The organism is Kitasatospora sp. NPDC059722 (assembly GCF_042733235.1).
Classification (GTDB): Bacteria; Actinomycetota; Actinomycetes; order Streptomycetales; family Streptomycetaceae; genus Kitasatospora.
The window spans coordinates 89,518-102,819 of record NZ_JBHWGD010000014.1; the positions used below are offsets into that span (position 1 = coordinate 89,518).

General features: G+C 72.1%; 8 protein-coding genes. 2 read left to right on the forward strand and 6 right to left on the reverse strand.

What is annotated here, in order from left to right; translation table 11 throughout:
* Positions 1–70 precede the first annotated feature (70 nt).
* Genes ACFV4F_RS12130 through ACFV4F_RS12145 form a run of 4 tightly spaced genes read right to left on the reverse strand, consistent with a single transcriptional unit; the run spans position 71 to position 4,822 of the window.
* Entirely contained in the window at positions 71–1,534 is a 1,464-nt protein-coding gene (locus ACFV4F_RS12130; RefSeq protein WP_380501894.1) for a glycoside hydrolase family 1 protein, read from the reverse strand.
* A gap of 32 nt (positions 1,535–1,566) precedes the next feature.
* Complete coding sequence (locus ACFV4F_RS12135) at positions 1,567–2,424, reverse strand: carbohydrate ABC transporter permease (RefSeq protein WP_380501896.1); 858 nt, start codon at positions 2,422–2,424, stop codon at positions 1,567–1,569.
* A gap of 6 nt (positions 2,425–2,430) precedes the next feature.
* Entirely contained in the window at positions 2,431–3,414 is a 984-nt protein-coding gene (locus ACFV4F_RS12140) for a carbohydrate ABC transporter permease (RefSeq protein ID WP_380501898.1), read from the reverse strand.
* 52 nt (positions 3,415–3,466) lie between these two features.
* Positions 3,467–4,822, reverse strand: coding sequence for an ABC transporter substrate-binding protein (locus ACFV4F_RS12145; RefSeq protein ID WP_380501900.1), 1,356 nt, complete (start codon positions 4,820–4,822; stop codon positions 3,467–3,469).
* 305 nt (positions 4,823–5,127) lie between these two features.
* Here ACFV4F_RS12145 and ACFV4F_RS12150 point away from each other — a divergent pair, with 305 nt between their 5' ends.
* The gene (locus tag ACFV4F_RS12150; protein WP_380490261.1) at positions 5,128–6,162 is read left to right on the forward strand and encodes a LacI family DNA-binding transcriptional regulator; all 1,035 of its coding nucleotides are present in this window, start codon (positions 5,128–5,130) and stop codon (positions 6,160–6,162) included.
* Here ACFV4F_RS12150 and ACFV4F_RS12155 read toward each other — a convergent pair whose 3' ends face one another.
* Positions 6,163–7,668 (reverse strand): cellulase family glycosylhydrolase, encoded by a 1,506-nt coding sequence (locus ACFV4F_RS12155; RefSeq protein WP_380501902.1) that lies wholly within the window; start codon positions 7,666–7,668, stop codon positions 6,163–6,165.
* Between the two features lie 153 nt (positions 7,669–7,821).
* Positions 7,822–9,843 carry a glycoside hydrolase family 6 protein gene (locus ACFV4F_RS12160; RefSeq protein ID WP_380501904.1) on the reverse strand — a complete coding sequence of 674 codons (2,022 nt, stop codon included), beginning with the start codon at positions 9,841–9,843 and terminating at the stop codon, positions 7,822–7,824.
* Between the two features lie 373 nt (positions 9,844–10,216).
* On the opposite strand from ACFV4F_RS12160, the gene ACFV4F_RS12165 reads away from it, so the two are divergent.
* Positions 10,217–13,201 (forward strand): glycoside hydrolase family 48 protein, encoded by a 2,985-nt coding sequence (locus ACFV4F_RS12165; protein ID WP_380501906.1) that lies wholly within the window; start codon positions 10,217–10,219, stop codon positions 13,199–13,201.
* Positions 13,202–13,302: the final 101 nt, after the last annotated feature.

The window sequence follows — 13,302 nt, forward strand, 5'->3', positions numbered from 1 at the left end:
CGCCCACCCCGGGCCACCGCCCCTGCCAGCTTGGTCGGTTGAACGACCAGCGTCAAGGGATCCGGCACCGTCACGCGCAGGGGTCGGGCAGCGCGCCCCGGCGGATCACCTCCGCGTACCACCGGGCGCTGTCCTTGGCGGTCCGGGCCTGCGTGGCGTAGTCCACGTAGTACAGGCCGAACCGTTTGCCGTAGCCGTACGCCCACTCGAAGTTGTCCATCAGCGACCAGAGGAAGTAGCCCCGCACGTCCGCGCCGGCGGCGATCGCCCGCCGGACGGCGTCGAGGTGGCCGCGCAGGTAGTCGATGCGCTGCGGGTCGTGCACCGCGCCCTCCGGTGTCGGCCGGTCGTCGAAGGCCGCACCGTTCTCGGTCACCATCAAGGGCAGCCCGGGGTGTTCGCGGTGGAGGCGCAGCAGCAGGTCGGACAGGCCGGTCGGGTCGATCGGCCAGCCCATGGCGGTGCGACGGCCTGGCGCGTGGTGGAAGAGCACGTCGGCACAGCCAGCGAAGGGGGACTGGGCGCCGTCGCCGTGGCCGGCGTCGCTCGCGGCTGCGGAGTCCGGGGCCTTCCCGTCGGGCAGGGCCGAAGCCACCGCGGGGGTGTAGTAGTTGACGCCCAGCAGGTCGATCGGCCGGGCGATCGTGGCCAGGTCGCCGTCGTGGACCAGCGCCGGCCAGTCGACCAGGTGTCCCGTGTCGGCGAGCAGGTCCTCGGGGTAGCCGCTGTTCAGCATCGGTCCGGTGAAGACGCGGTTGCCCACCGCGTCGACCCGCCGGGCGGCCTCGCGGTCCGTGGCAGAGTCCGTGAGCGGCCGCACCTCGTGCAGGTTGAGCGACACGGCGATCCGCGCCTCCCGGGGCAGTGCTGTGCGCAGCGCCTCGACCGCGAGGCCGTGGCCGAGGTTGAGGTGGTGGGCCGCGCGCAGGGCGGCCGCCCAGTCGGCGCGGCCCGGGGCGTGCACCCCTGAGCCGTAGCCGAGGAAGGCCGAGCACCAGGGTTCGTTGAGGGTGGTCCAGAGGTTCACCCGGTCTCCGAGCGCGTCCGCCACCAGCGTGGCGTAGTCCGCGAAGCGCTCCGCGGTGCTGCGGGCGGGCCAGCCCCCTGCGTCCTCCAACTCCTGTGGCAGGTCCCAGTGGTAGAGCGTGACGGCCGGCTCGATGCCGTGTGCCAGCAGCTCGTCCACCAGGCGCCGGTAGAAGTCCAGGCCGCGTTCGACGGCCGGCCCGCGTCCGGTCGGCTGCACCCGGGGCCAGGACACCGAGAACCGGTAGGCGCCCAGGCCCAGTTCGCTCATCAGCCGGACGTCCTGCCGGTAGCGGTGGTAGTGCTCGGTGGCGCGGTCGCCGGTGTCACCGCCGGCCGTCCGTCCCGGGGTCCGGCTGAAGGTGTCCCAGATCGAGGGTGTCCGCCCGTCCACGTCGACGGCCCCCTCGATCTGGTACGCGGCCGTCGCGGCTCCCCAGAGGAAGCCGGCGGGGAAGGCGCGGACGGAGGTGTCGGCCGGAGCTGACTCGGGCCGTGCGGAAGTCATGACTGTGTTCTCCGTTTCGGTGGGAGTGGGCGTCAGCTCTTGACCGCGCCCGCGGTGATGCCGCCGACGACCTGCCTGCCCAGGACGGCGAACACCAGCAGGAGCGGTGCGGTCCCGAGCAGCGAGCCGGTGAGGATGACGGCCTGGTCGGAGTCGTACGATCCGCCGCCGAGGCCGGCCAGCGCGACCTGGACGGTGGGATTGCTCTGGCTCAGCGCGATCAGCGGCCAGAAGAAGTCGTTCCAGGACTGCACGAAGACCAGCATGCCGAGCACGGCCATCCCGGGCCGGGCGATGGGCAGCACCACGCTCCACAGGATCCGCAGGCTGCTCGCGCCGTCCACCCGGGCCGCCTCGACCAGTTCGACCGGCAAGGCCTCCGACAGGAACTGCCGCATGAAGAACACGCCGAACGCGGCCACCAGATTCGGCAGGATCACCGACTGCAGGCGGTCGGTCCAGTGCAGCCGCGCCATGATCTGGTACAGCGGGATGACGCTCAGCTGGGCGGGCACGGTCATCGTCGCCACCACCAGGCTCAGCAGGGCGTTGCGGCCCCGGAACGGCAGCCTGGCGAAGGCGAAGCCGGCCAGCGTCGCGAACAGTACCGTGCTCCCGGTCACGCAGCCCGCGACCACGACCGAGTTGAGCAGCGCCCGGCCCATGTGGACCTGGTTCCACGCGATGTCGAGGTTGTGCCACAGGCTCCCGCCGGGCAGCAGCGGCGGCGGGGTCTGCGCGATCCGGGTGCCGGAGGTCGAGGCGCCGACCAGGGTCCAGTACAGCGGGAAGAGGGAGAGGACGGCGACGACGATCAGCACCGCGTACGTGAGCGGTCCGGCTCCGGTGAGGCCGCGTGCTCCCGCACGCCGCCGCTGGTTGACGGCCATCGGTGCTCAACCCCCGTTCCGGGCGCGGCGGATGCGGACCAGGGCGAGGTTGAGCGCGCCGATGGCCAGCAGGATCAGCAGCATCGTCCAGGCCACGGCGGCGGCCCGGCCGAGGTGGAAGGCGTACCAGCCCTGGTCGTACAGGTACAGCCCGAGGGTCTGGTACTGGTGGGCCGAGCCGCCGCTGTGGCCGGTCGCTCCGCCGCCGAACAGCAGCGGCTCGCCGAAGAGCTGGGTGGCCCCGATGCCGGAGACCACGACGGTGAACAGGACGGTGGGCCGGATGGACGGCACCGTGACGTGCCGGAACTGCTGCCACCGGCCGGCGCCGTCGAGCGCGGCCGCCTCGTACAGGTCGTGCGGGACGGCCTGCATGGCGGCGAGGTAGATCAGGGTGTTGTAGCCGGTCCAGCGCCAGGTGACGATCGTGGAGACGGCGATCTGGGAGCTCCAGGTGCCGCCCTCCCAGTCGACGCGCCCCAGGCCCAGGTGGCCCAGCAGCCAGTTGATCATCCCGTAGTCCCGCCCGAACAGCAGCGTGAACACCAGGGTGGCCGCCGCGATCGAGGTCGCGTAGGGCGCGAGCATCGCGATCCGGAAGAAGCCCCGGCCGCGCAGGCGGTAGTTGAGGAGGTGCGCCAGGCCCAGGGCCATCAGCAGCTGCGGCACGGTGGACAGCACGCCGATGGTGACGGTGTTGCGCAGGGCGTTCCGGAACAGGTCGTCGTGGAGCAGCCGGGTGTAGTTGCCGAAGCCGCGCCACTGCATCTGGTCAGGTGTCTGGAGGTCGACGCTGTGCAGCGACACCCAGCCCGTGTAGACCAGCGGGAACAGGCCGAACGCCACGAAGCAGACGAAGAACGGCGCGACGTACAGGTACGGCGAGGCCTTCAGGTCCCACCGGTAGAGCCGGGCGCGCCAGGGGCTTGGCCGTGGGGGAGCGGGGCGTGGCGTGCCCCGGGAGGTGGCCGGGGCGGCCTCGTCGAGCATGGTGGTGACCTCTCTGGGGGAGCGGACCGGGCGAAGCGCGGACGGCCGGTCGTCAGTCGCCGACCTTGTCGTCGATCTCCTTGACCGCGTTGCTCCACGCCTTGGCGGGGTCGCTCTGGTGCTGCTCGATGCTGAGCAGGGCGCCGTTGGTGAGGGTGTCCTTGACCAGGCCGTCCCACTCGCCGATCACGGTCGGCCGGATGGACTGCGCGGTGGCGGCGTAGATCTGCCCGGTGGGCGTGTCGCCGAAGAAGTCGAGCCTGGCGTTCTGCACCTCCGGCCGGCTCAGCGCCCCGGAGGTGGAGGGCAGGTTGCCGACCGTCGTGAAGACCCTGGCCTGTTGCGCGGGTGCGGTGAGCCAGGCGGCGAGCGCCTCGGCCTCCTTCCGGTGCTTCCCGGCCTTCGGCACGGTGAGGAAGGAGCCGCCCCAGTTGCCGGGGGCCGGGGCGCCGGCGATGTCCCACTTGCCCTTGTTGGCGCTCCCGGACTTGTCGGCGACGATGGCCGTCATCCAGGACGGGCAGGCGACCGTGGCGAACCCGGAGTTGGCGAACGCCTGGTACCACGGTGTGTCGAACTGCTTGAGCCCGGCGCTGATCCCGGCCTGGACCGCACCGGTGGCCAGGGCCCAGGCGCTCTTGACGCTGGGGCTGTTCTTGTAGTCCAGGCGGCCGCCGCCGTCGTCGTACTGCGTGGTGCTGGAGGACACCACGGCGTTGAACAGGCCGCCGGCGGAGTCGGTGAAGAAGGTGCCGGCGGGCGCCTTGGCCTGGTACTGCTTGCCGGTCTCGACGAACTTGGCCCAGTCGCCCTGCCAGAGCCTGGCCACCTCTTCGCGGTCGGTGGGCAGCCCGGCCTGCTGGAACAGGTCCTTGCGGTAGCAGATCGCCATCGGACCGATGTCGGTGCCCAGGCCGATCGTGCGGCCGTCCGCCGTGGTGGCCTGCTGCGACTTCCAGGGCAGGAAGGCGTTCTTGTCGACCCCGTCCGCCGTGCCGAGGTCGACGAACCGGTCCGCCTGCTTCTTCACCACCTGGGCGATCCGGCCGACCTCGACCGCCTGGATGTCGTCCAGGCCGCTGCCGGAGGCGAGGTGGGTCTGCAGGGCGGGGTAGTAGTCGGTCTCCTGCTCGACGGTGTGCTCCACGATGGTGATGCCGGGATGCTCCCGCATGTAGGCGTCGAACAGGCCGGCCTGCTTGTAGCCGAACGTGCCGTAGTCGCCGACGGTCAGGGTGATCTCGGAGCCGGAGGCCCCGGTGCCGGTCGAGCCGGAACCCGCGCTGTCGCAGCCGGCGACCAGTACGGCGCTCAGGGCCACGGCCACGGCCGCGGCGATCGGCAGCGGCTTGCGTACGGGGACGATGGCGGCTGCTCTGCCGCCGCGAGTGGTGCCGGGGTTCCGCATGGCCGAATCTCCTTGTCCAGGCTGGTCCATGGCTGCGCCGCGCACGTGTGGCGGCCGGAGGTGCTCGGAACTGAGTGCGAACGCTGGGTGGGAACGGTGGTGTGCGCGGTGGTGCGAGTGGTGGTGCGAGCGGTGGTCCGCGCACAGTGGGAGCGCTCCCACCGCGATGTGGGAAGATTGCTTCGCCGCGCGAGGCGTGTCAAGGGCGTGCATCGGCTCCGTTACCGGACCGTGTCGTCCGACTGTCCTCGCCGCGGTCGCCGTCGTCCGTCGTCCGTCGTCCGTCGTCCGCCGGGAGAGCGATCATGAGCCGAGCCGCGCAGCAGCAACCCGCTGCCCGCCCCACCCTGGAGGCGGTGGCAGCGCGGGCCGGCGTGGGCCGGGGCACGGTGTCCCGGGTCGTCAACGGCTCGCCCAAGGTGAGCGCCAAGGCCCGCGCGGCGGTGGAGCAGGCCATCGCGGAACTCGGCTACGTCCCCAACCAGGCGGCGCGCTCGCTGGTCACCTCCCGGACCGACGCGGTCGCGCTGGTCATCCCCGAGAGCGTCGCGAAGCTGAGCTCCGAGCCCTACTTCTCCGACATCATCACCGGAGTCTCCGCCGAACTCGGGGAGTCCGACCTGCAGTTGCTCCTGGTGCTGGTCCGCGACGAGCACGAGCGGGAACGGCTGACCCGCTACCTCACCGCCCGCCGGGTGGACGGTGTCCTGCTGGTCTCGGTGCACGAGGACGATCCGCTCCCCGAGCTGCTGGAGCGGCTGGAGCTGCCCGCCGTGCTCAACGGCCGCCGCTCGGCCGAGGAGCCGCTGAGTTATGTGCACGCCGACAATGCGGGTGGCGCCCGAGCGGCCGTCCGGCACCTGCTGTCCCGGGGCAGGACGGCGATCGGGACCGTCACGGGGCCGCTCGACATGGAGGGCGCCGCGGCGCGCCTGGCCGGCTACCGGCAGGCGCTCGCCGAGGCCGGCGTGCCGGCCGACGAGGGGCTCGTCGCCCACGGGGACTTCACCGAGCGCGGCGGACGCGAGGGCATGCGGGAGCTGCTCGCCCGTCGGCCCGGCCTGGACGCGGTGTTCTGCGCTTCGGACCTGATGGCGGCGGGTGCCCTGCAGGTGCTGCGCGAGGCGGGCCGGCGGGTGCCGCAGGACGTCGCCGTGGTCGGTTTCGACGACTCCGTGGTGGCCCGGCACACCGAGCCGCCGCTCACCAGCGTTCGCCAACCGACCGAGGAAATGGGCCGGTTGATGGTTCGGCTGTTGCTCAAGGAGATCGCCGAGCCGGGCCGGTTCCGCCGGCAGACGGTCCTGCCGACGGAACTGGTGGTGCGGGAGTCGGCCTGACTACGGGCCGGCCAGGTGGGTGCGGTAGCCGGCGCCGAAGGCCGTCGGAGTGCCGTCGTAGGCGCTGATCAGCGCCGGTCCGCTGCTGCAGTCCCAGGTGTTCCAGGCCCACGCGAGGTAGGAGACGCCGTGCTGGTCCAGCCACGGCAGCAGGGCGTCCAGGTAGCCGTGCGCGCAGTCGTTCTCGCCCAGCTCTCCGGTCACGACGGGTACGCGGGCCGCCAGCGGGCCGATCTGCGCGTCCCAGCAGGAACTGCTGCCGCAGGCGTTGAAGTTGTACGAGTGCCAGGACGCGGCCAGGTTGTGCAGGGGATCGGTCGGCTGGTGGGCGGCCCACTGGGTGAGGTCGTTGGCGTACTCCTGGCCGCCCAGCATCAGGACGTTGTCGGCGCCGGTCGAGCGCACCGCGTCGACCATCGCCTGCATGCCGGCGACCTGGAAGCCGATCCCGGGGCAGCTGCCGCCGTCCCGCCAGCAGGCCCAGCCACTGGCCTCGCTCCCGGTGGCGCGGGACGGGTACGGCTCGTTGAACAGGTCGAAGACGGTCGAGTCGTCGCCCTTGAAGGTCTGCGCCACCGAGGTCCAGAACGGGAGCGCACCGGCGGCGTCCGGCATCGGCTTCTGGCAGGTGGCGTTGGCGTCGGAGCAGCCGGCGGACGGTCCGGTGTACGCCCCGTCGGTCCAGTGCAGGTCCAGGATCGCCACCAGGCCGTTCCGGTGCAGGAGGTCGACGTAGCTCCGCACCGCGCCGATGTAGGCCGGGCCGGCGTAGGCGGGGTCGACGTTGGAACGGCCCAGCCAGCAGTCCTCGTTGAGCGGCACGCGGACGGCGTTGACGCGCCACGACTTCATCGCGGTGACGGACGCCTGGTCGGCCGGGCCGTCGAAGATGCCGTGGCCCTGGACGCACATGAACTCGGCCCCGGAGCGGTTGACCCCGTGCAGGGCGATCGGGGTGCCGTCGGCCTTCGCCAGCGTGCTGCCCGACACGTGTACGGCCGGGGCCGGCCCGCCCGGCGGCGGAGTAGTGGTCGTGGTGGGAGTCGGTGTCGGTGTGGGGGTGGGGCTCGGTGACGGGCTCGACTGCGGCCCGCAGGGGGTGCCGTTGAGGGTGAAGGTGGTGGGGGCGGTGTTGGTGCCGTTGTCGGGGAAGTTGGCGCTGGTGGTGTAGGTGGCGCCGGGGTTGATGGTGGTGGCGTAGGCGGGGTTGGTGGCGGTGACGGTCTGTCCGGTCTGGGTCCAGTTGCCGTTCCAGCCGTTCTGGAGGGTCTGGTTGCCGGTGTAGGCGTAGGCGAGGGTCCAGCCGTTGATGGGGGTGGTGCCGGTGTCGGTGATGGTGAGGTTGGCGGTGAACCCGCTGCCCCAGTCGTTGACGGCGTAACTCACACCGCAGGAAAGGCCGGCGGTGGGGGCGGCCGTCGCGGTGAGGGGGAGTACGGCCAGGGCGGCGCACGCGGCGGTGGCGGCCGCGAGGGCGGCGGTGCGGGGCGGGACGGTCCGGGGCATGCCGAGCTCCTCGGGGGTGGGGGGGGGGGGGGGCCGGGGGGGGCCCCGCCCCCGCGGGGGGGGGCGGGCGGGGGGGCGGGCCGCGGGGGGGGGGGGGGGCGGCGGGGGGGGGGGGGCGCCGGCCCGCCCCCCGCCCCCCCCCCCCGGCGGAGGTCAGCTCGCGGTGCAGGTCAGGGACGGGGCGGTGTTGCCGCCCGAGTAGGTCGCCTGGAAGCCGAAGCTGGTGGTGGCGTTCGGTGCCAGCGCGCCGTTGTAGGCCTGGCTGGCGGCCGTCACCGCCGTGCCGCTCTGGGCGGTGGTGGCGTTCCAGCTGTTGGTGACCTGCTGGGTGCTGCCCCAGCTCCACGTGACGGTCCAGGACTTGGTCGCTGTGGCGCCCGTGTTGGTAACGCTCACATTCGCCGTGAAGCCGCTGCCCCAGTCGTTGCCGACCGCGTAGGCGGCGGAGCAGCCGCTGGTGCCACCGCCGCCGCCCGACGCCGTCGTGGTGGCGCTCACCGCGGCGGAGGCGGGGGAGACGTTCCCGGCCGCGTCCTGCGCGGTGACGGTGTACTGGTAGGCGGTGGCGGGGGAGAGCCCGGTGTCGGTGTAGCTGGTGGTCGTCACGGTGGCGACCTTGGTGCCGTTGCGGTACACCGCGTAGCCCGTCACGCCGGCCGGGTCGGTGGAGGCCGTCCAGCTGAGCGACACGCTGCTGCTGGTGGTGCCGGTGACGGTCAGCCCGCCCGGCGCGGTCGGGCCGGTGTTGCCGCCGGTGCTGCCGAACGCCGGGTAGGCGTTCTGCACGAGCTGCCGGAACTGGACGGGGAACCACTGCCCGGCCGGGATGTTGGAACCGGGGATGGCGTCGGTGGGGTAGGTGTTGCCGTTCCCGTCGCTCTGGGTGCCGTTCGGGTCGCAGTGCGGGTCGCCGTGGGGGTGGGAGGCGTCCGGGTAGTCGCCGTCGGACTCGCCCGGCGGCTTGACCCACAGGAACGCGATGATCGGGTTGCCCGCGCCGTACGGCAGGGACTGCGGACGGGCGCCGATGCCTGCGCCGTTGATGTTGCACCAGTCGCCGCGGAAGGGCTTCTGGTCGACCTTGTTGGCCGCGACGTACGCGTCCACCGTGGTGGGGCTGGAGTTGAGCGCCGTGGGCCGGGCGGAGCCGCCCCAGCCGTTGCGCGAGGTGTCGACCAGCATGCCGATGCTGCTCGGGAACCCGTTGGACACCAGGGTGGAGTACATCGCGGTGTCGTAGTGGTACTCGTCGAACGCGGGGTTGTACTGGTAGAAGTCGGCCGACTTGAGCGGCTGCCCGCCGACGGTGAGGTCGGGGTTGGTCAGGAACGGCTCGGCCAGCGGCGTGGTGTTGGCGGTGTCGCTGATGAAGCCGTCGACGCTCGCGAACCCGGCGGTGGTGGCCTGGGCGACCTTCGCGTACTCCTTGCCGGCCGGCACCATGTTGTTGGACCAGCCGAGCCAGCCCGCGTGGCCGATGTCCAGGTAGTCGTACACGTTGGGGATCGCGTGCAGCTTGTCGAGCGTGTACTCGACGCCCGATTCGTAGAACGGGGTGGCCGTGGCGCAGGCCGGCTTGGACTGGTTGGTCACGGCGTTGGGCAGCGAGTCCGGCTCGATGACGGCCGCGATCCGGATGCCGGCGTACTTCGGGTTGGCCAGGACGGCCGCGATCGGGTCGACGTACTGCGTCTCGTACGTGGTCAACCCGGCTGCGGTGGCGGGGAGTTCGCCGTTGGAGGCGATGGCGGCGCAGTCCCGTCCCGGCAGGTCGTAGACGACGACCTGGAAGACGACCGGCGTGGTGCCGCCCTGCTGCTGGGCCAGTGCGTGGTCCAGGTGGGCCTGGAGGCCGAGGTGGGTGGCGTCGCCGGCGATCGCGCCGATGTGGTCCATCCAGACGGCGGTGGGGTTGGCGGCGACCTGGGATTCCAGAGCGCCCAGGGAGCCGCCGTCGGCGGAGGCCTGGGCCTTGACCTCGGCCGCGTAGTCGGGGTTGAGGTAACCGGTGGCACCGGCGAACGGGTTGGCGACGTGGTCGGCGGCGGCTCGTGCGGGGGTTGCGGGGGCGGCGTGTGCCGAGGCGGCGGCTCCGATGCTCGGCAGCAGGCCGGTGGCGCCGAGCAGCGTGGCGGCCGCTGCCGTGCGCAGGCGACGCAGGACGGGATGGGGCACGTCCGGGTCCTTTCGGATGGGTGGGGAGTCCTGACGGGATCGCTGAAATCGGGGTGGGAACGCGTCCACTTGGGGCCGCGGCGATCCCCTCCACATCAAGCCAGGGACCGAGAAACGCCGTCAATAGTCGCGGGAGCGCTCCCACAAGCCGCTGTAACTTACACGCCGCAGAGCCGGGCGGCCCGGCGGCCCCGGGTCCCCGTTCCGCGCTGGTCGCCGCCGTGCTCCCGCCCCGGCGGGCCCGCCGGCAGGCACCGCCGGGCCCTGCGGGCGCTTCCCAAGCCGGGCGTGCCACTTCACGATGACGCCACACCTCCGTCCGCCGCGCAGCCCCCACCCGCGCGGCGGTACCCCACCCATCTGGAGGACGTACATGCGACGCAAAGCCCTGCGCTTCAGGGGCAACCGGCTCACCATCACCGCGACGGCCACCGCACTCGCCCTGATCGCCGCGGCGGGCGGCTCCCTCACCGTACCCACCGCAGCGGCGGCCACCGGCCTTTCCTGCAACGTGAGTTACGCCGTCGGCAACGACTGGGGCAGCGGGTTCACCGCCAACGTCACCATCACCGACACCGGCACCACCGCCATCAACGGCTGGACCCTCGGCTACTCCTACTCCGGCAACCAGACCCTCCAGAACGGCTGGAACGGCAACTGGACCCAGAGCGGACAGGCCGTCACCGTCACCAACCCCGGCTACGCCACCACCATCAACCCCGGCGGCGCCTACACCACCAGCGCCAACTTCTCCTACAGCGGCACCAACACCGCCCCCACCGCCTTCACCGTCAACGGCACCCCCTGCCGCGGTGCCAACCAGCCACCGACCGTCTCGCTCACCTCTCCCACCGCCGGGCAGACCTTCACCCCGGGCTCCACCGTGACGGTGTCCGCCACTGCGGCCGACGCCGACGGCACCGTGGCGAAGGTCGACTTCTACGCCTCGACCTCGGCGGGCTCCAACACCCTGATCGGCACGGCCACCACCGCGCCGTACAGCATCGACTGGGCGAACGTGGCGGCGGGCGACTACTCCGTCACCGCCGCGGCCACCGACGACGCCGGCGCCACCACGACCTCCACGCCGGTCGCGATCAAGGTGGCCGGGCCGAGCGTCCTGGTCAGCCCGGCCTCGCTCGCCGTCCAGCAGGGCGGCACCGGCACCTTCACCGTCGCGCTCTCCCAGGCGCCGAGCGCCAACACCACGGTGACGGCCGCCCGTTCGGGCAGCGACTCGGACCTCAGCGTCACGTCCGGGGCCTCCCTCACCTTCACCCCCGCCAACTGGAACGTCCCGCAGACCGTCACCGTCGCGGCCGGCACCGACGCCGCGCAGGTCGGCGGCACCGCCACCTTCACCGCCTCCGCGACCGGCTTCGGCTCGGGCGCCGTCACGGTGACCGAGGCGGCCAAGACCTCCGGCTACGACCGGTACTTCCTGGACCTCTACAGCAAGATCAAGAATCCGGCGAACGGGTACTTCAGCCCGCAGGGCATCCCGTACCACTCGGTGGAGACCCTGATCGTCGAGGCCCCCGACTACGGCCACGAGACCACCTCCGAGACGTACGGCTACTGGCTGTGGCTGGAGGCGGACTACGGCCGCGTCACCGGCGACTGGACGGGCTTCAACAACGCCTGGACGAGCCTGGAGACCAACCTGATCCCCAGCCACGCCCAGCAGCCGGGCCAGAGCGCCTACAACCCGGCCAAGCCCGCCCAGTACGGCCCCGAGAAAGCCCAGCCGGACCAGTACCCGGCCAAGCTGAACGCCGGCGTGCCGGTCGGCAGCGACCCGCTCTCCGCCGAGCTGAACAGCGCCTACGGCAGCGCGGACGTGTACGCCCCGGCCTGGCCGCTGGACGCCGACAACAAGTACGGCTTCGGCCAGTGCGAGGACGGCACCAGCAAGCCCAGCCTGATCAACACCTTCCAGCGCGGCCCGGAGGAGTCGGTCTGGGAGACGGTGCCGCAGCCCGACTGCGACCTCTTCAAGTACGGCAACAGCAGCTCCGGCTTCCTCAGCCTGTTCAACGACGGCGGCGGCAACTACAGCAAGCAGTACAAGTACACCGACGCGCCCGACGCCGACGCCCGGCTGGTCCAGGCCGCCTACTGGGCCGAGCAGTTCGCCAAGTCGCAGGGCAAGAGCGCGGCCATCACCACGACCCTGGCCAAGGCCGCCAAGCTCGGCGACTACCTGCGCTACTCGCTCTACGACAAGTACTTCAAGCAGGCGGGCAACTGCCTCGGCTCCACCGCCTGCCCGGCCGGCACCTCCAAGGCGAACGAGCAACTCGGCCTGCTCACCTGGTACTTCGCCTGGGGCGGGGCGGCCGACGGCGGCTGGTCGTGGCGGATCTCCGGCTCCACCGCCCACCAGGGCTACCAGAACCCGATGGCCGCCTGGGTGCTCGCCAACGACCCCGGCCTGAAGCCGCTCTCGCCGAGCGGCGCCACCGACTGGGCCGGCAGCCTGGACAAGCAGCTCCAGTTCTTCCAGTGGCTGCAGTCCACCGAGGGCGGCATCGCAGGCGGCGCCACCAACAGCTGGGGCGGGAACTACGGTGACGACGCGGCGCCGCCGGCCGGCGACCCGACCTTCTACGGCCTGTACTACGACTGGCAGCCCGAGTACCACGACCCGGCCTCCAACCAGTGGTTCGGGTTCCAGACCTGGTCGATGGAGCGGTTCGCCGAGTACTACTACACCACCGGTGACACCCGGGCGAAGGCCATCCTCGACAAGTGGGTCCCGTGGGCGATGTCCGTCGCCAAGGCCGACCCGGCCACCGGCACCCTCACCACCCCCGACAAGCTCTCCTGGACGGGCGCGCCCGACACCTGGAGCGCCACCAGCCCCGGTGGCAACGCCGGCCTGCACGTCACCGCGAGCGGCACCGCCACCGACGTCGGCGTGGCCGGCTCGCTCGCCAAGACCCTCTCGTACTACGCGGCCAAGTCCGGCAGCAGCAGCGCCCGGACGTTCGCCCAGAACATCCTGGACACCCTCCACGCCAAGTACACCGACGGCCTGGGCTACTCGGCCGCCGAGACCCGCACCGACTACAGCCGCTTCACCCAGGCGTACTCGCCGACCACCCACCAGGGCCTGTACGTCCCGCCCGGCTGGACCGGCACCTACCCGGACGGCACCAAGATCAGCTCGTCCAGCACCTTCCTGTCCATCCGGCCCTGGTACACCAACGACCCGCAGTGGTCGAAGGTGCAGAGCTACCTCGACGGCGGTGCCGCGCCGGTGTTCACCTACCACCGGTTCTGGGCCGAGGCGGACATCGCCACCGCCTTCGACACCTTCGCCCAGCTGTTCCCGACGGTGAACCCGGGCAGTTGAGCAGACCCCGGCCCCGGGGGGGGGGGGCGCGGCGCCGCCGCGGGCGCGGCGCGCGGCGGCGGGCCCGGCCCCCCCGGCGCCCCGCCGGCGGCGCGGCCACC

Bases quoted from the DNA above. Each gene is read 5' to 3' on its own strand.
- ACFV4F_RS12130 (WP_380501894.1), bottom strand. From the start codon at position 1,534: ATGACTTCCGCACGGCCCGAGTCAGCTCCGGCCGACACCTCCGTCCGC.
- ACFV4F_RS12135 (WP_380501896.1), bottom strand. From the start codon at position 2,424: ATGGCCGTCAACCAGCGGCGGCGTGCGGGAGCACGCGGCCTCACCGGA.
- ACFV4F_RS12140 (WP_380501898.1), bottom strand. From the start codon at position 3,414: ATGCTCGACGAGGCCGCCCCGGCCACCTCCCGGGGCACGCCACGCCCC.
- ACFV4F_RS12145 (WP_380501900.1), bottom strand. From the start codon at position 4,822: ATGCGGAACCCCGGCACCACTCGCGGCGGCAGAGCAGCCGCCATCGTC.
- ACFV4F_RS12150 (WP_380490261.1), top strand. From the start codon at position 5,128: ATGAGCCGAGCCGCGCAGCAGCAACCCGCTGCCCGCCCCACCCTGGAG.
- ACFV4F_RS12155 (WP_380501902.1), bottom strand. From the start codon at position 7,668: ATGCCCCGGACCGTCCCGCCCCGCACCGCCGCCCTCGCGGCCGCCACC.
- ACFV4F_RS12165 (WP_380501906.1), top strand. From the start codon at position 10,217: ATGCGACGCAAAGCCCTGCGCTTCAGGGGCAACCGGCTCACCATCACC.